Source organism: Pseudomonas sp. 5C2, from assembly GCF_034314155.1.
Taxonomy (GTDB): domain Bacteria; phylum Pseudomonadota; class Gammaproteobacteria; order Pseudomonadales; family Pseudomonadaceae; genus Aquipseudomonas.
Map to the genome: position 1 here is coordinate 827,499 of NZ_JAVIWH010000003.1, position 19,998 is coordinate 847,496.

19 protein-coding genes and 1 other RNA gene are annotated in these 19,998 nt (G+C 58.2%); 11 read left to right on the plus strand and 9 right to left on the minus strand.

The window, feature by feature from the left end:
- Window positions 1–124: 124 nt before the first annotated feature.
- From RGU44_RS18615 to RGU44_RS18630, 4 genes are all read left to right on the plus strand, one after another.
- Window positions 125–334, plus strand: coding sequence for a TIGR02449 family protein (locus RGU44_RS18615; protein WP_322182934.1), 210 nt, complete (start codon window positions 125–127; stop codon window positions 332–334).
- Entirely contained in the window at window positions 331–648 is a 318-nt protein-coding gene (locus RGU44_RS18620; protein WP_219062964.1) for a cell division protein ZapA, read from the plus strand. Before RGU44_RS18615 ends, RGU44_RS18620 begins: the two co-directional genes overlap by 4 nt.
- A 32-nt stretch (window positions 649–680) precedes the next feature.
- A non-coding RNA gene (gene ssrS / locus RGU44_RS18625) (6S RNA) lies at window positions 681–859 on the plus strand.
- An 88-nt stretch (window positions 860–947) separates the two neighbouring features.
- Window positions 948–1,544 carry a 5-formyltetrahydrofolate cyclo-ligase gene (locus tag RGU44_RS18630; protein ID WP_322176936.1) on the plus strand — a complete coding sequence of 199 codons (597 nt, stop codon included), beginning with the start codon at window positions 948–950 and terminating at the stop codon, window positions 1,542–1,544.
- Window positions 1,545–1,579: 35 nt separating this feature from the next.
- Here RGU44_RS18630 and RGU44_RS18635 read toward each other — a convergent pair whose 3' ends face one another.
- Entirely contained in the window at window positions 1,580–1,732 is a 153-nt protein-coding gene (locus RGU44_RS18635) for a hypothetical protein (protein ID WP_322176937.1), read from the minus strand.
- Between the two features lie 194 nt (window positions 1,733–1,926).
- Here RGU44_RS18635 and RGU44_RS18640 point away from each other — a divergent pair, with 194 nt between their 5' ends.
- The 4 genes from RGU44_RS18640 to RGU44_RS18655 all read left to right on the plus strand — a co-directional run bounded on the left by RGU44_RS18640 (window position 1,927) and on the right by RGU44_RS18655 (window position 7,324).
- Entirely contained in the window at window positions 1,927–2,376 is a 450-nt protein-coding gene (locus RGU44_RS18640; protein ID WP_322218507.1) for an EVE domain-containing protein, read from the plus strand.
- 141 nt (window positions 2,377–2,517) lie between these two features.
- A complete protein-coding gene (locus tag RGU44_RS18645; protein ID WP_322176939.1) occupies window positions 2,518–3,483 on the plus strand; it encodes an HlyD family secretion protein in 966 nt (321 codons plus the stop codon).
- Window positions 3,480–6,206: a ribosome-associated ATPase/putative transporter RbbA gene (gene rbbA / locus RGU44_RS18650; RefSeq protein WP_322218510.1), complete on the plus strand. Its 2,727-nt coding sequence runs from the start codon at window positions 3,480–3,482 to the stop codon at window positions 6,204–6,206. Before RGU44_RS18645 ends, rbbA begins: the two co-directional genes overlap by 4 nt.
- Window positions 6,206–7,324: an ABC transporter permease gene (locus RGU44_RS18655; protein ID WP_322218513.1), complete on the plus strand. Its 1,119-nt coding sequence runs from the start codon at window positions 6,206–6,208 to the stop codon at window positions 7,322–7,324. Before rbbA ends, RGU44_RS18655 begins: the two co-directional genes overlap by 1 nt.
- Window positions 7,325–7,343: 19 nt before the next feature.
- Here the strand turns inward: RGU44_RS18655 and RGU44_RS18660 are convergent, their stop codons facing one another.
- Window positions 7,344–7,760, minus strand: a complete 417-nt coding sequence (locus tag RGU44_RS18660; RefSeq protein ID WP_322176942.1) for a flagellar basal body-associated protein FliL — start codon at window positions 7,758–7,760, stop codon at window positions 7,344–7,346.
- A gap of 142 nt (window positions 7,761–7,902) precedes the next feature.
- On the opposite strand from RGU44_RS18660, the gene RGU44_RS18665 reads away from it, so the two are divergent.
- Entirely contained in the window at window positions 7,903–8,880 is a 978-nt protein-coding gene (locus tag RGU44_RS18665; RefSeq protein WP_322218515.1) for an NADPH:quinone oxidoreductase family protein, read from the plus strand.
- A gap of 36 nt (window positions 8,881–8,916) precedes the next feature.
- Here the strand turns inward: RGU44_RS18665 and RGU44_RS18670 are convergent, their stop codons facing one another.
- Window positions 8,917–9,588 carry a gamma-glutamylcyclotransferase gene (locus tag RGU44_RS18670; protein WP_407074610.1) on the minus strand — a complete coding sequence of 224 codons (672 nt, stop codon included), beginning with the start codon at window positions 9,586–9,588 and terminating at the stop codon, window positions 8,917–8,919.
- Window positions 9,589–9,963: 375 nt separating this feature from the next.
- Here RGU44_RS18670 and RGU44_RS18675 point away from each other — a divergent pair, with 375 nt between their 5' ends.
- Window positions 9,964–10,452, plus strand: coding sequence for a sn-glycerol-3-phosphate transporter (locus RGU44_RS18675; RefSeq protein ID WP_322176944.1), 489 nt, complete (start codon window positions 9,964–9,966; stop codon window positions 10,450–10,452).
- An 18-nt stretch (window positions 10,453–10,470) separates the two neighbouring features.
- Here RGU44_RS18675 and RGU44_RS18680 read toward each other — a convergent pair whose 3' ends face one another.
- The 4 genes from RGU44_RS18680 to trxA form a co-directional block, all read right to left on the minus strand.
- On the minus strand, window positions 10,471–11,439 hold the full coding sequence (locus RGU44_RS18680) for a CDP-6-deoxy-delta-3,4-glucoseen reductase (protein WP_322176945.1): 969 nt from the start codon (window positions 11,437–11,439) through the stop codon (window positions 10,471–10,473).
- Entirely contained in the window at window positions 11,439–12,905 is a 1,467-nt protein-coding gene (ubiD, locus tag RGU44_RS18685; protein WP_322176946.1) for a 4-hydroxy-3-polyprenylbenzoate decarboxylase, read from the minus strand. Before ubiD ends, RGU44_RS18680 begins: the two co-directional genes overlap by 1 nt.
- 152 nt (window positions 12,906–13,057) lie before the next feature.
- The gene (gene rho, locus RGU44_RS18690) at window positions 13,058–14,317 is read right to left on the minus strand and encodes a transcription termination factor Rho (RefSeq protein ID WP_219062987.1); all 1,260 of its coding nucleotides are present in this window, start codon (window positions 14,315–14,317) and stop codon (window positions 13,058–13,060) included.
- Between the two features lie 229 nt (window positions 14,318–14,546).
- Complete coding sequence (gene trxA / locus RGU44_RS18695; RefSeq protein WP_219062988.1) at window positions 14,547–14,876, minus strand: thioredoxin TrxA; 330 nt, start codon at window positions 14,874–14,876, stop codon at window positions 14,547–14,549.
- A 292-nt stretch (window positions 14,877–15,168) separates the two neighbouring features.
- Between trxA and ppx the strand changes: the two genes are divergently transcribed.
- Window positions 15,169–16,671 (plus strand): exopolyphosphatase, encoded by a 1,503-nt coding sequence (ppx, locus tag RGU44_RS18700; RefSeq protein WP_322176947.1) that lies wholly within the window; start codon window positions 15,169–15,171, stop codon window positions 16,669–16,671.
- Here the strand turns inward: ppx and ppk1 are convergent.
- Entirely contained in the window at window positions 16,658–18,871 is a 2,214-nt protein-coding gene (gene ppk1 / locus RGU44_RS18705) for a polyphosphate kinase 1 (protein WP_322176948.1), read from the minus strand. The two genes, ppx and ppk1, sit on opposite strands and share 14 nt — an antisense overlap.
- Before the next feature lie 18 nt (window positions 18,872–18,889).
- Entirely contained in the window at window positions 18,890–19,900 is a 1,011-nt protein-coding gene (gene hemB / locus RGU44_RS18710) for a porphobilinogen synthase (protein ID WP_322176949.1), read from the minus strand.
- Window positions 19,901–19,998: the final 98 nt, after the last annotated feature.

Genomic DNA, 19,998 nt, shown 5'->3' on the forward strand with positions numbered 1-19,998 from the left:
CGTGCGGTCATTTATTTCCAGCGATTGCACCCGCAGACTCGCCAAGACTGTCGAAGCCGCTGTTTTTAGCGTGTCAAAACGCCAGCTGCTGCGCCATTCATCAGAAAGTATTCAGTGGGACACAATGGAAGACACCGATTTGCAAGCGCTGATGGCTCGACTGGAGTTGCTGATTAAGCGTGTCGAGCAACTTAAAAGCCAAAATGGACTCTTAGTAGCTCAGGAAAAAACCTGGCGCGAGGAACGCGCTCACCTCATTGAGAAAAACGAAATCGCCCGTCACAAGGTTGAATCGATGATTTCGCGCCTCAAAGCCCTGGAGCAAGACTCATGAGTTCAAATAACAGCGTTACCGTTCAGATCCTCGACAAAGAATACTCGATCATCTGCCCTCAGGAAGAGCGCACCAATCTGGTCAGCGCGGCGCGTTATCTGGACGGCAAAATGCGCGAAATCCGCAGCAGCGGCAAAGTCATCGGGGCCGACCGCATCGCCGTGATGGCGGCACTGAACATCACTCATGACTTGCTGCACAAGCAGGCAGTGCCTGACGTTCAAGCCAGTGGCTCGACCCGCGAGCAAGTACGCGATCTGCTGGAAAGGGTTGATCTAGTGCTGGCCACCGATCCGGAACCCAGCCAAAAGTGATTCTTGCGTAACGTTTCGGGTATACTTGCGACCGCTCCCTGGAGTGCTTGCCAGTCGGTCATGTCCCTGAGCCGATACGCACAACCACGGGGGTTGCACGTTGGGGACGGTGTGCATGTCCGCTTGACGGAAAGCCTTAAGTCCTCCTGCAATCTCCACCTTGAACTTTCGGGTTCAAGGGCTACACCGACAGCGGTTCGTCGGGGAGTCTTTTATTTCTGTCCATTGCCCGTCTCGCTGACTGGCAATGGTCATCACGCGTACGCCGCCGTGCCGTACTCGCTTCTGGATCAGCGCAGATGACCAATCCCGCGCCTCTTTCACGCCAGCAACTGCGCACTCAGTTGCGCAAGGCCCGTCGCGCCTTGAACCCAAGCCAGCAACGCCAGGCCGCTCTCGGCTTATACCGGCAGTTGGCGCAACATCCTCTGTTTCGCCGCGCCAGACACATCGCCCTGTATCTCCCCAATGACGGTGAAATCGATCCGCGCCTGATATTGCGTGCGGCTCAACGACGCGGCAAGAAAACCTATCTGCCCGTGCTCAGCGCCTGGCCGCGAACCAAGATGGTTTTCCAGCAAGTGCGCCACGGCGAAAAATTCAGGCCCAATCGCTTCCGCATCCCGGAACCCCACATCAATGCGGCAAAGCAGCGCACGATCTGGGCCCTGGATTTGATTTTCTTGCCACTGGTTGGCTTTGATGACGTAGGCGGTCGGCTGGGCATGGGCGGCGGTTTTTACGACCGCAGCCTGGCCTATCAGGCGCGCAGAAAGGCTTGGCAGAAACCCGTGTTGCTTGGGCTCGCACATGAATGCCAGAAGGTGGAGCGATTGGCGCAAGCCAGTTGGGATGTGCCACTACAAGGCACCGTGACGGATAAGCGCTGGTATTGAATGGCTGATCCGCCCCACGCCAGGCATGGGAGCAATCAGTGTCGCTGCAATGGTTTTTTCTGCTGTTGTACGATTTCAACCGGAGCATCAGCGTTGTTTGCCCACAGGCTTTGCGCGTAACCCGTAGTCACCACACCCAAACCGAACAAGAAAGCCAATACCCACAATACATCCGGTTTGCGTTTCATCGACTGCCCCCCCTTAGGCAAATCAATACGATGTCCGCTACGGTTTTTATAGGCCGTGCAGCAGCGCGATGCTTAAAATCCCGGGCATTCTCCGACAACGCGAACTGACACGCAAATGCTGGCGTCAACCGACCGTCGGTTAGTCATGAAATCGTTCAACAACTTGACCATTACCCGATTCAGGAGCGCAACCCATGGCACACTGGCTGATGAAGTCCGAGCCGGAAGAACTGTCGATCAACGACCTCCAGCGTCTTGGCGAAACCCGCTGGGACGGGGTGAGGAATTACCAGGCACGGAACTTCCTGCGGGCCATGGCGCCAGGTGACACGTTCTTTTTCTATCATTCCAGCTGTGCGGAGCCGGGTATCGTCGGCATCGGACGCATTGTCGACGCTGCCTACCCTGACCCCACTGCGCTGGACCAGGGCGGCGCTTATTTCGACGCCAAATCCAGCGCCGCCAACAATCGCTGGAGCGCGGTGAATGTTGGCTTCGTCGAAGCGTTTCCGAAAGTCATTAAAATAGGTTATTTAAAGCAGCAGAGCGTGCTGGAACAGATGCCGCTGGTGCAAAAAGGTACCCGGCTCTCGGTCATGCCGGTGACGCCTGATGAGTGGGAAGCGATCCTGGCGTTACGCTGATCAAGCAGAACCCGGCAGTCACGACCACGCCACATGCAGCACACTCCCAAACGGCGTACGCTTCGCCGACTGTTTGACTGACATCAAGGGAGTAAACCCGGGGTCTGTCAGAATTGGATGTACTAAGAGCAGGATGCACCCATGCCAACGAATCGCCGTCGTTCCAGTCTTTTTGCTATCGCCCTGATCGTGTTATTGGTCGCTGCCGGTGGCTTTGGTTACTGGAAATCTACCCGTGATCGCCTGCCCGAAGGGCTATACATGGGCAATGGTCGGCTGGAGGCCACCGAAGTACAGATCGCCAGCAAGATTCCGGGGCGTCTGGCCGAAGTCCGTGTGGATGAAGGCGACAAGGTGATCAAGGGCCAACTCTTGGCGCGCATGGACACCCGCACCCTGGAAGCACAACGTGCCCAGGCCGAAGCCGAAGTACTGCGTGCGCGGGAAAACTACGCTGCCGCCCAGGCCAATGTGCAATTTCGCCAAAGCGAACAACTGCTGGCCAACCAGGAACTCAAGCGCGCCCAAACCATGTTTGAGCGCGGGTACGCCAGCCGCCAGCAGATTGACCAGTTGCAAGCAAAGCTCGACACCTCCAACGCAGCAGTCGTCTCTGCCCGTGCGCAAGTCGGCGCGGTGGGCGCAGCCATCGGTGCCGCTCAGGCACAGGTTGCACAGCTGACCAGCGAGATTGACGACAGCAGTTTGCGCGCCCCTCTGGACGGCATTATCCAGCTGCGCCTGGCCGAGCCGGGTGAAGTATTGGCCGCAGGCGGACGGGTGTTGCTGCTGATCGACCCCAATGATCGATACATGAATCTGTACCTGCCGACCTCGGTCACCGGCAAGCTGACCGTCGGCGACGATGCACGCATCCTGCTCGACGCACTGCCCCTCCAACCCTTGCCAGCCCGTATCAGTTTTGTCGCGGACAAGTCGCAATTTACCCCCAAAGAAGTTGAAACCAGGGATGAGCGACAAAAACTGGTGTTTCGGGTCAAGTTGCGCCTGACCGACGTCAGCGCCATCCCTCAAGCCAAGTCGGGCATGCCAGGTGCAGGTTACGTACGCACCGCCACAGTGGACTGGCCGGCTAACCTGCAATGAGCGATATGGCGCTGCAAGCCAAGGGTGTCAGCCACCGTTATGGCAAACGGCAAGCCCTGAGCGACATCAGCTTTAGCCTGCCCAGCGGCACCCGATGCGGGCTGATCGGCCCCGATGGTGCGGGCAAGTCCAGCCTGTTGGCGCTGATTGCCGGAGTGAAAAAGCTTCAGCAAGGCGATTTGCAGGTGCTCGGCGGCTCAATCGAGAAACGCAGCCATCGCAGCAGCCTCTATCCGCGCATTGCGTTCATGCCTCAAGGTTTGGGCAATAACCTGTACCCCGAGCTGTCCATCCGGGAAAACATTCATTTCTTTGCCACGCTGTTCGGCCTGTCCCGGGCCGAGAGCGATCAACGCATGCTCAACCTGCTGGCCGCGACGGACCTGACGAGTTTCGCTGACCGCCCGGCAGGCAAGCTGTCCGGCGGCATGAAACAGAAGCTGGGGCTGTGTTGCGCGCTGATCCATGAACCCGACCTGCTGATCCTCGACGAACCCACCACCGGCGTTGACCCGTTGTCACGTCGGCATTTCTGGGAGCTGGTCGAGCAGGTACGCAGCCAACGGCCGCAACTGACCCTGCTGGTGGCTACCGCCTACATGGAAGAGGCCGAGCAGTTCGAGCAGTGTCTGATGCTGGATCGCGGCAAGTTGATCGCCCAGGGTTTGAGCAGCGAGCTGGCAGGCGCCACGCCAAGCGGCAAACTCGACGAGGCGTTCACTCACTTCCAGAGCGACAAGCGCCGCAACAGCGAGCCGCTGGTGATTACACCGCGCGTGGGCGACAACAGCGAAATCGCCATTGAGGCCCACGAGCTGACATTGCGTTTCGGCGACTTTACCGCAGTGGACAAGGTCAGCTTTGCCATCGGCCGAGGTGAGATTTTCGGCTTCCTCGGTTCCAACGGTTGCGGCAAAACCACGACCATGAAGGTCCTCACCGGCTTGATCCCGGCCAGCGAAGGCAGCGCCACGCTGCTGGGCAAGGCCGTGGACGCCAAGGATCTGGAGACACGCAAGCAGGTCGGTTTCATGTCGCAGAGCTTCTCGCTGTATGGCGAACTCAGCGTGCAGCAGAATCTGGAGCTGCATGCGCGACTGTTCGATTTACCCAAAGACCAAAGCCGCGAACGGATCGCCGAGCTGATCCAGCGCTTCGACCTTGGCGACGTTGCCACGCAGCAGTCCGGCGACTTGCCTCTGGGCTTGCGTCAGCGTCTGTCATTGGCCGTTGCAGTGCTGCACCGCCCGCAGGTGTTGATCCTCGATGAGCCTACCTCGGGCGTCGACCCGGCCGCTCGGGATGACTTCTGGCGCTTGCTGATCGAACTGTCCCGCGAGCAAGGGGTGACGATCTTTCTTTCCACTCACTTCATGAATGAAGCCCAGCGCTGCGACCGTATCTCGTTGATGCACGCCGGTAAGGTGCTGGCCTGCGACACGCCCGCCGCGCTACAGAAGCAGTTCGGTGGCGAAACGCTGGAAGCTGCATTTGTCACCTGCCTGGAGCAAGCTCAGGGCAATATCGAAAAAGCTCCGTCCAACAGTGAAACCATCCAGGGTGTTGAACCCACGGCACCCAAGGCGACGAAACGAGGTTTCACCTTCGCACGTCTGATCGCCGTGGCCAGCCGTGAAGGCAAAGAGTTGCTGCGCGACAAGGTTCGCCTTGGGTTTGCGCTACTGGGCGCGATGTTCATGATGGTGATCTTCGGCTACGGCATTTCCCTGGATGTCGAGAACCTAGCCTTCGCGGTGTACGACCAGGACCAGACACCGCAAAGTCGCGCCTACCTGGAAGCATTCCGCAGCTCCCGGTATTTCGACGAACGTACGCCCATCACCGATTCGGTCCAGCTGCACAAACGCCTGCAACGCTCGGAGATAAAACTGGCACTGGAAATCCCGCCCGGCTTTGGCCGTGACCTGTATGCAGGGCGGCAACCCGCCGTCGCCGCATGGCTCGATGGCGGCATGCCGTTTCGCGCCGAAACCAGCCGCAACTATGTGGAGCAGGTGCATCAGGACAACATGGTGCAAATGGCGGCGCTGAGCAGTCGACCTCAAGGCCCCGATGCCGCCGCGAAGCTGGAAACGCGCTTTCGCTACAACCAGGATGTGGTCAGCGTGAACGCTATCGGGCCCGGTGTCATGGCGCTGATCCTGGCGTTTATCCCGGCAATGCTCACGGCGTTGGGCATCGTCCGCGAAAAGGAACTGGGCTCGATCACCAACTTCTACGCCACACCTCTGACCCGCCTGGAGTTCCTGCTGGGCAAACAGGTGCCCTATCTGGTGGTCAGCCTGATCAACCTGGCCCTGCTGGTGGCGATGAACCTGTGGCTGTTTGGCGTACCGTTCAAGGGCAGTGGCCTGACCCTGGCATTCGGCGGATTGCTGTACGTGCTGGCGACCACCAGCCTCGGCCTGCTCATCTCGGCCTTCACCCGCACGCAAATTGCCGCGATCCTCGGCACCATGATTCTGACTAGCCTGCCGACCATTCAGTTTTCCGGGCTGATCGTGCCGCGCTCATCCCTGGACGGCGTCGCAGCGGTCTCGGGCATGTTGTTCCCCGCAGGGTACTTCCTCGACATCGCCGTAGGCACCTTCACCAAAGCGCTGGACCTGCGTGAACTCTGGCCGCAGTGCCTGGCGCTGTTCGGGTTCTTTATTGCCTTCACCGGGCTGAGCCTGGCCATGTTGAAAAAGCAGGAGGCCTGATGAACAAACTTGCACACATCTGGCGTCTGGGCCTCAAGGAACTCACCAGCCTCGGGCACGACAGCGTATTGCTGCTGTTCCTGCTGTACGCCTTCACCGTGGCGATTTACATGCCGGCCGCCGGCTCCGTGATCGGCGTCCACAATGCCAGCGTGGCAATAGTCGATGAAGACCACAGCCATGTGTCCCGACAACTCAGCGAGGCGCTGCTGCCCCCAGAATTCCAGGTTCCGATGCCGTTGGCCTACAACCGGCTGGATCAGACCATGGACGGCGGTCAGTACACCTTCGTCATCAACGTACCGGCCAACTTTCAGGCCGATCTCCTGGCCGGTCGTCAGCCCACCGTGCAGGTCAACGTCGATGCCACCGCCATGAGCCAGGCGTTCATGGGTGCCGGTTACATTGCACGGATCTTCCAACGGGTGCTGCTCGAGTACAGCGGTCAGGACGCCGCCGCCCGCAACGTACCCGCGACTATGACCACGCGGGCGCTGTTCAACTCGAACCTGGAGGGCGGCTGGTTTCTAGCGGTGATTCAGATCGTCAACAACATCACCATTCTGGCGATCGTCCTGACCGGCACCGCGCTGCTGCGCGAACGCGAGCACGGCACCCTCGACCACTTGCTGGTCTTGCCGTTGACCGCGCTGGAAATCATGCTGGCGAAAATCGGCAGCAACGCGCTGGTTGTGGTGGTGTGTACCTGGCTTTCACTGGAAGTGATCGTCAAGGCCGCGCTGGGCGTGCCGCTGGCCGGGTCCATGAGCCTGTTCCTGATGGTCACGGCGTTTTATCTGTTCGCCAGTACCGCACTGGGGATATTCCTCGCTACCCTCGCCCGCTCGACACCGCAGTTCGGGTTGCTGGCGATTCCGGTGATCATCCCCATGCTCCTGCTTTCAGGCGGCAGCACCCCGCTGGACAGCATGCCGCAGTGGCTGCAATGGGTCATGCAGGCCTCGCCTTCCACCCATTTCGTCAGCCTCAGCGCCGCGATTCTGTTCCGCGACGCCGGGCTTGCAGTGGTCTGGCCCGACCTGTTGGCGCTGATCGCCATCGGCTTGCTGTTCTTCGTGGTTGCGCTGATGCGCTTCCGCAAAAGCCTGGCCTCATAGAGGCCAGAAACAGGCCCGATTACTGAACGATCAGATTGTTGAAGAGCAAGTCTTCGACAATCGGCTTACCTTCTTCATCATTCATGATCTGCTGGGTCTGTTTGAGCGCTTCCTGACGCAGCTTCTCCTTGGCCTCGACGTTGTTCATGGTCTCAGCGGTTTGCTGGGAGAACAACGCGACCAGCTGATTACGAATCAGCGGCTCGTTGCGCTTCACCGCCTTCTCGGCATCCCCGCCAGTAACCCGCAGCGCGATATCGGCCTTATAGACCCGCAGCTTCGGCCCGCCATCCAGGGCGTAGTTGCCGACAAACGCAGGCGTCAGCGTGACATAAGCCACTTTCGTCGCATCGCCCTCTTTACCTTCCTTGCTTTCTTGAGCCGATGCCGCCAGGGGCAGTGACAACGCCAACAACATGATCATCCACGCTTTCACAGTTCACTCCTTATCCGATTTGCTGTGTAGCTTACTTCAGCTTGAGCCAGCTTATGCCTGCTTATCAGGCCGGGGCATGCTGATTGACCCATAAACCCACCTATCTACACTTATCGGCTATAACTCCAAAAGGAATAGCCCGATGAAAGCCGTGCTGTGCAAAGCCTTCGGTCCCGCCGAAACGCTGGTACTGGAAGAAGTCCCCAACCCTGAAGCGAAGAAAAACGAAATCGTCATGGACGTGCATGCTGCCGGGGTAAATTTTCCGGACACGCTGATCATCGAGGGCAAATACCAGTTCAAGCCGCCCTTCCCCTTCTCACCGGGCGGCGAATCGGCAGGCGTGATTTCAGCGGTCGGTGAAAAAGTCAGCCATCTTAAAGTCGGCGACCGGGTCATGGCCCTGACCGGCTGGGGCAGCTTCGCCGAACACGTCGCAGTGCCCGCCTACAACGTGCTGCCGATGCCTGAAACGATGGACTTCACCACCGCAGCCGCGTTCAGCATGACCTACGGCACCTCGATGCACGCGCTGAAACAACGCGCCAACCTCCAACCCGGCGAAACCCTGCTGGTGCTCGGCGCCTCAGGCGGCGTCGGCCTGGCCGCCGTCGAAATCGGCAAAGCCATGGGCGCCAGAGTCATTGCCGCCGCCAGCAGCGCCGACAAACTCGCCGTCGCCAAAGCCGCTGGCGCCGATGAACTGATCAACTACAGCGAAACCAACCTCAAAGACGAAATCAAACGCCTCACCAACGGCCTGGGTGCCGACGTCATCTATGACCCGGTCGGCGGCGACCTGTTCGACCAGGCCATCCGCGCCATCGCCTGGAACGGTCGGTTGCTGGTAGTCGGGTTTGCCAGTGGACGGATTCCAGAATTACCGGTTAATTTGGCATTGTTAAAGGGGGCTTCGGTGGTTGGGGTGTTCTGGGGGTCATTTGCGCAAAGACAGCCTCAGGACAATGCCGCCAACTTCCAGCAGTTGTTTAACTGGTATGCGGAAGGAAAGTTGAAACCACTGGTGTCTCAGGTCTATCCGCTAGAAAAAGCGGCGGATGCGATTAATGCGCTGGGACAGCGGAAAGCCGTTGGGAAGGTGGTGGTGCGGGTTCGTTAATGCCCAATCCATAACAGCCGACTTGTCTGTGCGGCGTCAAACACAAGACGCGGACTGACACCGTTTCAGCCGCGCCTCTAGGTTCAAATCCGGCATGGCGTGGCTGCGCAGGGCGCTGACGGTTTGTTCGACGTAGTCGCGGGTCGTGCCGGAGCGGCCGCAGGCCGTGGCCAGCACTTGGCTCAGGACCGCGTCGGGCAGGTTGCCGGCGTAGCTGGGCAGGTGACGCTCAAGCACGAAACCCAATGCGCGGACCCGAGTGCCATCTTCGAGGCGGCAGCTGAGCCAATGGGGTCGGTAGGAGGGATAAGGCATCTCGCGCTGCCAGAGCGCCAATAAAGACTCTTGCAGACAGTCTTCGGGCAGGCGGTAGGCAAACCCGCTACATGAGCCGCCGCGATCCAGGCCAAACACCAGGCCGGGAAGTTCGGGCGTGCCACGATGTTCGTGGGACCACAGGTACAAACCACGATGATAACCGTGCACCCTACCGCGCTGCCGCTCCACGGCGGAGCATTCGGGGCGCCAGATCAAGGAGCCGTAGGCGAACAACCAGACAGGGCCACCCTGATGCAGCTTCATGGTGTTCTGCATTGAGTTCATCAGTTGTTCGAGGGTCAATTGCGGCCCCAGATCAATCACTGGTGGGTAACCGAGTTCCAGACCGGCATGAGCAGCCGTCATCAAACTATTGAATTCATTCCCCATTTCCTTCCCCCCTGGCCCTGCTACTGCCAGTTGTACCCGACCTTTGCGCCGCAGAACATCCCCGCTGGCATCGGGCGGGGAAACGCATCGACAACAACTTCGCCATCAGACGCTTAAATATCAGACTTTGTCGGAGGCTTGCCCGTCACGTTGCAGCGCCCACACGTCTGAAAATATTATGCAATAAATAATCCACCGCCCAGGCCCGCCAGCCTGAACCCACTCAAATGAGCAGATAAAAAGACCTGTCAGCTACTCCCATTGAGGAAAAAACAGGAACTTCCTATTCAAATCATGGACAATTTACCCTTTCAACCTATACGACCCGCGTATAAAGCCGCTTCATGGCAATACCGGCTGAGAGAGTTAGCAATAATGAGTACATCAGGAAAAAGCACGGTCTTGGCCGCGCTTTTGTTCATTTCGGCGACCTGCACGCAGGCTGCTGAAGAGTCGCAAGATAAAAAAGACGGCTTCTGGCTTGTTCAGGCCAGCGTCTACACCCGTCACTTTTCCTCCGACTCCGATCACAATGACCATCAACATCTGATTGGTCTGGAGCGCAACGAGGCCTCAGGTCTGGTCTATGGCGCGGCAAGCTTTCGCAACTCGTTCGACCAACAGTCGGCCTACGCCTATATCGGCAAGCGCTATGAGAGCGCCAATTATCCGGTCTATGTGAAGATCTCGGGCGGGCTGCTTTATGGATATCGTGGCGAATACCGCGACAAGATCCCTCTGAATCGCTTTGGCATCGCGCCAGCGATCATCCCGTCGGTGGGTGTTCACTTCGGCCCCGTCACCACCGAACTGGTTCTGCTGGGGACCTCGGCGACCATGATCAACGTCGGCGTACGCTTCTAAAGCCTACGCACAGACTTGCTACGCCCTTGGGGCGTAAGCAAAGACATCGGCACGCATCTGATGCGCATCCATGCCCGCTGATACCAAGGCGTCGAGGGTGGCGTAGATCATCGCCGGGGAGCCACTGCCGTAAACATACACCGACGACAAATCGCTGATGTCTTCGCACACGGCTTCATGGAGCATGCCGCAACGACCTTCCCAGCCGCACAAATCACTGACCACTTTATGCAGGTGCAGGTTAGGCAATTGCTTCCACTCGTCCCAATGGGACAGCTCATAGAAGTCTTCAGGCCGCCGCACGCCCCAGTACAGGTGCACCGGGTGTTTGAAACCCTTGGCACGGCAATGCTCGATCAGGCTGTGCATCTGCGCCATACCCGTACCCGCGGCAATCAGCACCAGTGGCCCCTCGGGCAATTCAGCGAGATGGGTATCGCCGTAGGGCATTTCGATGTGCACGATGCGATTACGCTGTAATTGTTCGATCAGGCTCTGTGCGCTGGCTTCGCGCACCAGCACATGCAACTCCAGATCGCGCCCGCAATGGGGGGCCGAGGCCATGGAAAAGGCTGATTTCTCGCCATTTTCGCGCTCGATCATCAAGTACTGCCCGGCGTGATAGCGCGGCGGCTTGCCAGCGGGAGCTCTCAAGCCGACCCGCCACACATCGCCACCGACTTCGACGCACTCACTCACCTGGCAGGCCAGTTTGCGCACCGGCAGTTCTCCGCGCGCCAGCACCCCGTCCCACATCACGATGCAGTCTTCCAGGGGCTCGGCCAGACAGGTGTAGATCTCGCCATGATTCAGCGTCACCCCTGCCTGCAATACGCGGCCTTCCACCAACAACGCGGCACAAATATGGCAGTTACCATTCCGGCAGCTTTGTGGGCATTCATAGCCAAGACGTGTCGCGGCGTCGAGTATCCCTTCGCCGGGCAACATCTCCAGTACCGCACCAGACGGCTGCAAGGTTACGCGCATCAATCTATTCCTAACTCGTTCCAGATATCGTCGATCCGGCGTGTCACCGCCTCATCCTTGACGATAACCCGACCCCACTCGCGCGTGGTCTCTCCCGGCCATTTGTGAGTTGCGTCCAGGCCCATCTTCGACCCCAATCCGGACACCGGCGACGCGAAGTCCAGATAGTCGATGGGTGTGTTATCGATCATCACAGTGTCACGCTTGGGGTCCATCCGCGTGGTGATAGCCCAGACCACGTCGTTCCAGTCACGGGCATTGATGTCGTCATCCGTGACGATAACGAATTTGGTGTACATGAACTGTCGCAGGAACGACCAAACCCCCAGCATTACGCGCTTGGCGTGGCCGGGATACTGTTTCTTCATGGTCACGATGGCCATGCGGTACGAGCAACCTTCAGGCGGCAAGTAAAAGTCCGTGATCTCCGGGAACTGCTTTTGCAGAATCGGCACGAAGACTTCGTTCAACGCCACACCGAGAATCGCCGGTTCATCAGGTGGCCGCCCGGTGTAGGTGCTGTGATAGATCGGTTTTATCCGGTGGGTAATGCGCTGGACGGTGAACACCGGGAAGCTGTCGACTTCGTTGTAGTAACCGGTATGGTCGCCGTAAGGGCCTTCGGCAGCCATTTCGCCGGGATGGATCACGCCTTCCAGGACGATTTCCGCACTGGCAGGCACTTGCAGGTCGTTGCCACGGCACTTGATCAGCTCGGTGCGATTACCCCGCAGCAAACCGGCAAAGGCGTATTCAGACAGGCTGTCAGGCACCGGCGTGACGGCACCGAGAATAGTCGCGGGGTCTGCACCCAGCGCCACCGCCACCGGGAACGGCTGGCCAGGGTGTTTATCGCACCACTCCTTGAAGTCCAGTGCACCACCACGGTGGCTGAGCCAGCGCATGATGACTTTGTTACGGCCAATGACTTGCTGACGATAGATACCGAGATTTTGCCGGTCCTTGTTCGGACCCTTGGTGACTGTCAGTCCCCACGTAATCAGCGGACCGACATCGCCCGGCCAGCAGGTTTGTACCGGCAGCATCCCGAGATCGACATCATCGCCTTCGATGACCACTTCCTGGCACGGTGCGTCTTTGACGACTTTAGGCGCCATGGCAATGATTTTTCGGAAGATCGGCAGCTTCGACCAGGCGTCTTTCAGGCCTTTAGGCGGCTCGGGTTCCTTGAGGAACGCCAACAGCTTGCCGATTTCACGCAGCTCGCTGACGGCTTCGGCGCCCATGCCCATCGCCACGCGCTGAGGCGTGCCGAACAGGTTGCCAAGCACCGGAATGTCGTAACCGATGGGCTTTTCGAAGAGCAGAGCCGGACCTTTGTTGCGCAGGGTCCGGTCGCAAATTTCAGTCATCTCAAGCACCGGCGAGACAGGCACCTGAATGCGTTTCAACTCTCCGCGCTGCTCAAGCTGCTGCACGAAATCCCGCAGATCCTTGAATTTCATTAACCAGGCCATTCATCAAATAGACGCACATCCTACCTGCTCTGAAGGTCGGCGGCAGCTCATCAACGCGCAATAGCTGCGCTTAACGGGGATTTTCAGCTAAAAAAAATGGTGCCCCGAGGGACACCATTCTTTTCACACGGTCCGACCTGTTATTTACGCTTCATCGACAGGAAGAACTCGTCGTTGGTCTTGGTCTGCTTCAGCTTATCGATCAGGAACTCGATAGCAGCGACTTCGTCCATCGGGTGCAGCAATTTGCGCAGAATCCACATCCGTTGCAGCTCGTCATCAGCGGTCAGCAACTCTTCGCGGCGGGTACCGGAACGGTTGATGTTGATCGCCGGGAACACACGCTTTTCAGCGATTTTGCGATCCAGAGGCAGTTCCATGTTGCCCGTGCCTTTGAATTCTTCGTAAATCACTTCATCCATCTTCGAGCCGGTTTCAACCAGCGCGGTGGCGATGATGGTCAGCGAGCCGCCTTCTTCGATGTTCCGTGCAGCACCGAAAAAACGTTTCGGTTTCTCCAGGGCGTGAGCATCGACACCACCGGTGAGCACTTTGCCGGAGCTTGGAATCACGGTGTTGTAGGCGCGAGCCAGACGGGTGATGGAGTCCAGCAGGATGACCACATCCTTTTTGTGCTCGACCAGACGCTTGGCCTTCTCGATCACCATTTCGGCGACCTGGACGTGCCGGGTTGGCGGCTCGTCGAATGTCGAGGCAACCACTTCGCCGCGCACAGTGCGCTGCATTTCGGTCACTTCTTCCGGACGCTCATCGATCAGCAGTACGATCAGATGCACTTCCGGATTGTTACGTGTGATGTTCGCCGCGATGTTCTGCAGCATGATGGTCTTGCCAGCCTTTGGCGGCGCAACGATCAAACCGCGCTGACCTTTACCGATCGGGGCGCAAAGATCGATCACCCGGCCAGTCAGGTCTTCAGTGGAACCGTTACCGATTTCCATCTTCATGCGAACTGTCGGGAACAACGGCGTCAGGTTTTCGAAAAGAATCTTGTTCTTCGCGTTTTCCGGACGGTCGTAGTTGATCGTGTCGACCTTGAGCAGCGCGAAATAACGCTCGCCCTCTTTAGGTGGACGGATTTTGCCGACGATGGTGTCGCCAGTGCGCAGGTTGAAACGGCGGATCTGGCTGGGAGAGACGTAGATATCGTCTGGACCGGCAAGATAGGAAGCGTCTGCAGAGCGGAGAAATCCGAAGCCGTCCTGGAGAATCTCCAACACACCATCACCGGAAATTTCCTCGCCGCTTTTGGCGTGCTTTTTCAGCAGGGAGAAAATCACATCCTGCTTGCGCGAACGGGCCATATTTTCTATGCCCATCTGTTCGGCCATTTCGAGCAGATCGGTAATCGGCTTTTGCTTGAGTTCAGTCAGGTTCATATAGGAATGACGTAATCATGTATGGGAGGGGAAATTAAGCTTTTGGCTTAATGAGGCCGCGCCGCAGAGAAAGCGACAGGATCGCGTACTAATTCGAAAGGAGAGCGTCGGCGACGGCTAGCAGGGGACAACGGAGAAACCATTGCGGGGCCGAATGTAACACCTGACTTTCAGGGCGTCTAGTCCCGCACAATGAAAAAGCCCCGCAATCTGCGGGGCTTTTGGTGTTTCAGATATTTGCGTCGAGAAACGCCATCAACTGCGACTTCGACAGCGCGCCCACCTTGGTGGCCTCTACGTTGCCGTTCTTGAACAGCATCAGTGTCGGGATACCGCGCACGCCATGCTTGGCTGGCGTTTCCTGATTTTCGTCGATGTTCAGCTTGGCGATGGTCAACTTACCCTTGTAAGTCTCGGCGATCTCGTCCAAAACAGGGGCAATCATCTTGCAAGGGCCACACCACTCCGCCCAGTAATCAACAAGTACAGGACCGGCAGCCTGGAGGACATCGGCGTCGAAGCTGGCATCGCTGACGTGTTTGATAAGGTCGCTACTCATGGAAAGTCTCCGAGGTCGTAGGCTAAAAACGTCGCTCATCATAGCGGGACTGGCCGCATTCAGGAAGTCAGGGGTGATTGAGTCTCGCTATGACGATGCATGAGCCTGGTTATGGCGATGAGCATCTCACCTCAATCGGGCTCCAATCCTTGGCCTTCCGCACGCAACTGAGCGGAGAGAAGCGAATTTATTCGCGAATGGCCTGACTCGGGTGGCTTGACGCGACGCTTCGCGTTGGCGCCAGAGGTGGATCGTGGCACGATGGCCGGGTTATCGACCGAGACCATTGATCATGCTGCAGTCCCCACCCAAGAATCTTTCTTTGATAGCCGCCATCGACCTGGGCTCAAACAGCTTTCATATGGTCGTGGCCAAAGCCAATCTTGGCGAAATCCGGATACTGGAGCGGCTGGGCGAGAAGGTTCAGCTGGCGGCCGGGATCACTGAAGAGCGCCTGCTCACTGAAGAATCCATGCAGCGCGGGCTCGATTGCCTCAAGCGCTTTGCCCAACTGATCAACGGCATGGAGCCTGGCTCGGTGCGGATCGTGGGCACCAATGCCCTGCGTGAAGCACGCAACCGCATCGAGTTCATCCGCCGCGCCGAAGAGATTCTTGGTCATCCCGTGGAAGTGATCTCCGGCCGCGAAGAAGCCCGCCTGATTTACCTTGGCGTGTCCCATACGCTGGCCGATACGCCTGGCAAACGCCTGGTGGCCGACATTGGTGGCGGCAGTACCGAATTCATCATCGGCCAGCGCTTCGAACCGCTGCTGCGCGAAAGCCTGCAGATGGGCTGCGTCAGCTACACCCAACGCTATTTCCGTGACGGCAAGATCACCCCGGCCCGTTATGCACAGGCCTATACGGCGGCGCGTCTGGAAATCATGAGCATCGAACACGCGCTGCATCGCCTGAGCTGGGATGAAGCCATCGGTTCGTCTGGGACCATCCGCGCCATTGGCCTGGCACTCAAAGCCGGCGGACATGGCACGGGTGAAGTCAACGCCGAAGGGCTGTCCTGGCTCAAACGCAAGATGTTCAAACTCGGCGATGTCGAGAAAATCGACTTTGAAGGCATCAAGCCTGACCGCCGGGCGATTTTCCCGGCAGGTCTGGCGATTCTCGAGGCGATTTTCGATGCGCTGGAACTCAGCCGCATGGATCACTGCGAAGGCGCCCTACGTGAAGGTGTGCTCTACGACCTGATGGGCCGCTACCATCATGAAGACGTCCGTGAACGCACCCTCAGCTCGCTGATGGAGCGTTACCACGTTGACCTTGAACAGGCCGCCCGTGTCGAGCACAAAGCCCTGCACGCCCTTGAGCAGGTCGCTGCGGCCTGGGACCTGGAAGACGATCTGTACAGCGAGCTGTTGAGCTGGGCCGCCAAGGTGCATGAAGTGGGGCTGGACATCGCCCACTATCACTACCACAAGCACGGCGCGTACCTGATCGAACACTCTGACCTGGCCGGTTTCTCCCGCGAAGATCAGCTCATGCTGGCCCTGCTGGTGCGTGGCCACCGCCGCAATATTCCCAAGGACAAGTTCGCCGAGTTCGGCGATGAAGGCATCAAGCTGATTCGCCTGTGCGTGTTGCTGCGCTTTGCGATCCTGTTCCATCACATTCGTGGCACCCAAGAGATGCCGCAAGTGACCTTGCACGCGAACGGTCAGAACCTGGACGCGCTGTTCCCGGACAACTGGCTGGAAAACAACCAACTGACTCAGGCCGACTTCGCGCAAGAAGCGGAGTGGTTGACCCGAGTCGGTATCGTCTTCAGCGTACGCTGAGGACCGGGTTGCTCAGGCGCTCAAGCAGAGTGGCCTGGGCGCTGCGTGGGTTCTGGTTGCCGGTTGGCGTGCTGCGGACGTAACGACCGTCCGAGTGCAGGATCCAGGCATGGGTGTTGTCGGTCAGGTAACTTTCCAGCTCCCTCTTGACCCGCAGGATCAACTTTTTGCCTTCCACCGGGAAGCAAGTCTCGACCCGCTTGTCGAGGTTGCGCTCCATCCAGTCAGCGCTGGACAGGTACATCTGCTCTTCACCGCCATTGAGGAAGTAGAAGACCCGCGTGTGCTCCAGGAAGCGACCGATGATCGAGCGCACATAGATGTTGTGCGAAACGCCGGCAATTCCAGGACGCAGGCAGCACATGCCCCGCACCACCAAATCGATACGCACGCCAGACTGACTGGCCTTGTACAACGCGCGAATGATCTTCGGATCAGTCAATGAGTTGAACTTGGCGATGATGTGCGCCGGCTTGCCATCGAGCGCGAACTGCGTCTCGCGGGCAATCATGTCGAGCATGCCTTTTTTCAGGGTGAACGGCGCATGCAGCAGCTTCTTCATGCGCAACGTTTTACCCATGCCGATCAACTGACTGAACAACTTGCCGACGTCCTCGCACAAGGCGTCATCGGAGGTCAGCAGGCTGTAGTCGGTATACAGGCGAGCATTGCCGGCGTGGTAGTTACCCGTCCCCAAGTGCGCATAACGGACGATTTCACCGGCTTCACGGCGCAGGATCAGCATCATCTTGGCGTGCGTTTTGAAGCCGACCACACCATAAATCACCACCGCACCGGCCGCTTGCAGACGGCTGGCCAGTTGCAGGTTGGATTCTTCATCGAAACGCGCACGCAACTCGATCACGACCGTAACTTCTTTGCCGTTACGCGCAGCATCGACCAGCGCATCGACGATTTCCGAGTTGGCGCCGCTGCGGTACAGGGTCTGCCGGACCGCCAACACATGCGGGTCTTTCGCTGCCTGACGCAGCAGGTCCACCACGGGGGTGAAGGACTCGAACGGGTGCAGCAGCAGAATGTCCTGCTTGCTGATCACGTTGAAAATGTTCTCGCTGTTCTGCAACAGCTTGGGGATCGCTGGAGTGAACGGCGTGTACTGAAGCTCAGGATGGCTGTCCAGGCTGGTGATACTGAACAGACGCGTGAGGTTGACCGGACCGTTGACGCGATACAGTTCGGTGTCGCTCAGGTTGAACTGTTTGAGCAAGTAGTCGGACAGGTGTTTCGGGCATGTATCAGCGACTTCCAGGCGCACTGCATCGCCATAACGACGCGAAAAAAGTTCGCCACGCAGAGCACGGGCCAAGTCTTCGACGTCCTCGGTATCGACCGCCAGGTCGGCGTTTCGGGTCAAACGGAACTGGTAGCAGCCCTTGACCTTCATGCCCTGGAACAGGTCATCGGCGTGAGCGTGGATCATCGATGACAGGAATACATAATTGTCCCCTGTCCCACCGATCTCTTCCGGAACCTTGATGATTCGCGGCAACAGACGCGGTGCCGGGATGATCGCCAGCCCTGAGTCGCGACCGAAGGCGTCAACGCCTTCCAGCTCGACGATAAAGTTCAGGCTCTTGTTCACCAGCAACGGAAACGGGTGCGTTGGGTCGAGCCCGATCGGGGTGATGATCGGCGCAATTTCGTCACGGAAATAGCGACGAACCCAAGCCTTGAGCTTCGCCGTCCAGTAACGACGACGAATGAAGCGAACCTGATGTTTTTCCAGCTCGGGCAGCAAAATGTCGTTGAGGATCGCGTATTGGCGATCAACATGACCATGCACCAGCTCGCTGATCCGTGCCAGCGCCTGATGGGGCTGCAAACCGTCTGCGCCCGCCTGTTCTCGAGCGAAAGTGATCTGCTTCTTCAGGCCGGCAACACGAATTTCGAAGAACTCATCAAGGTTACTGGAGAAGATCAACAGAAACTTCAGCCGCTCCAGTAATGGATAAGACTCGTCCAGCGCCTGTTCCAGTACCCGAATATTGAACTGCAATTGCGACAGCTCGCGATGGATGTACAGGCTGCTGTCGTCCAGGTTCGGGATGACGATGGCCTGTGCCACCGGTACGGGTAGCACTTCAGGGACGGGCAGCACTTCGATGCTTGGCTCAACCACCGGCTGAGCCTCCTGGACGGCGATCTGAACAGCTGCTTCGGTGAGTCCTTCGGTATTCATGGGTGTTCCTGATAGGGACTATTGCCCTTTTAACAGTTGAGCAGCACGAACGGCGAAATAAGTAAGAATGCCGTCAGCACCTGCACGTTTAAAAGCGGTAAGGGACTCAAGAATCACACCCTCACTCAACCAGCCATTCTGGATCGCGGCCATGTGCATCGCGTACTCACCGCTGACCTGATAGACGAAGGTCGGTACCTTGAATTCGTCTTTGACCCGGTACAGGATGTCCAGGTACGGCATACCCGGCTTGACCATCACCATATCAGCCCCTTCAGACAAGTCGGCCGCGACTTCGTGCAGCGCCTCGTTGCTGTTGGCCGGGTCCATTTGATAGGACGCCTTGTTGGCTTTACCCAGGTTCAGCGCCGACCCTACCGCATCGCGGAACGGCCCGTAGTAGGCGCTGGCATATTTCGCCGAGTACGCCATGATCCGCACATTCACGTGATCGGCAAGCTCAAGGGCTTCGCGGATCGCCTGAATGCGACCGTCCATCATGTCAGAAGGCGCAACTACTTGCGCGCCGGCAGCCGCATGGGACAGCGCTTGTTTAACCAGCGCATCGACGGTGATGTCGTTCTGCACATAGCCATCTGCGTCGAGAATGCCATCTTGACCGTGCGTGGTAAACGGATCGAGGGCAACGTCGGTAATCACACCCAACTCAGGGAAACGATCACGCAGCGCGCGAGTGGCTCGCTGAGCAATCCCCTCAGGGTTCCAGGCTTCAGCACCATCAAGGGATTTTTTCTCGGGTGCGGTCACCGGAAACAACGCCAACGCCGGAATGCCCAGCGCCACCCACTGCTCAGCTTCCTGCAACAACAAGTCGATGCTCAGACGCTCAACGCCCGGCATCGACGAAATCGTTTCACGACGGTTTTCACCATCGAGAACAAAAACCGGAAGGATCAGGTCGTCGACGGTCAATACGTTTTCACGGACCAGGCGACGGGAGAAATCATCACGACGATTACGGCGCAAACGGGTAAGAGGAAACAAGCGGTTGGCGGGGGTAAAGCTCACGGCAAGACTCCATAGCCCGCGCAGGCGGGCAAGCGTGACAGTTATAAGCCACCATTATGACCAATGTATGACATCTATGCGCAACGTGCGACGGTAGG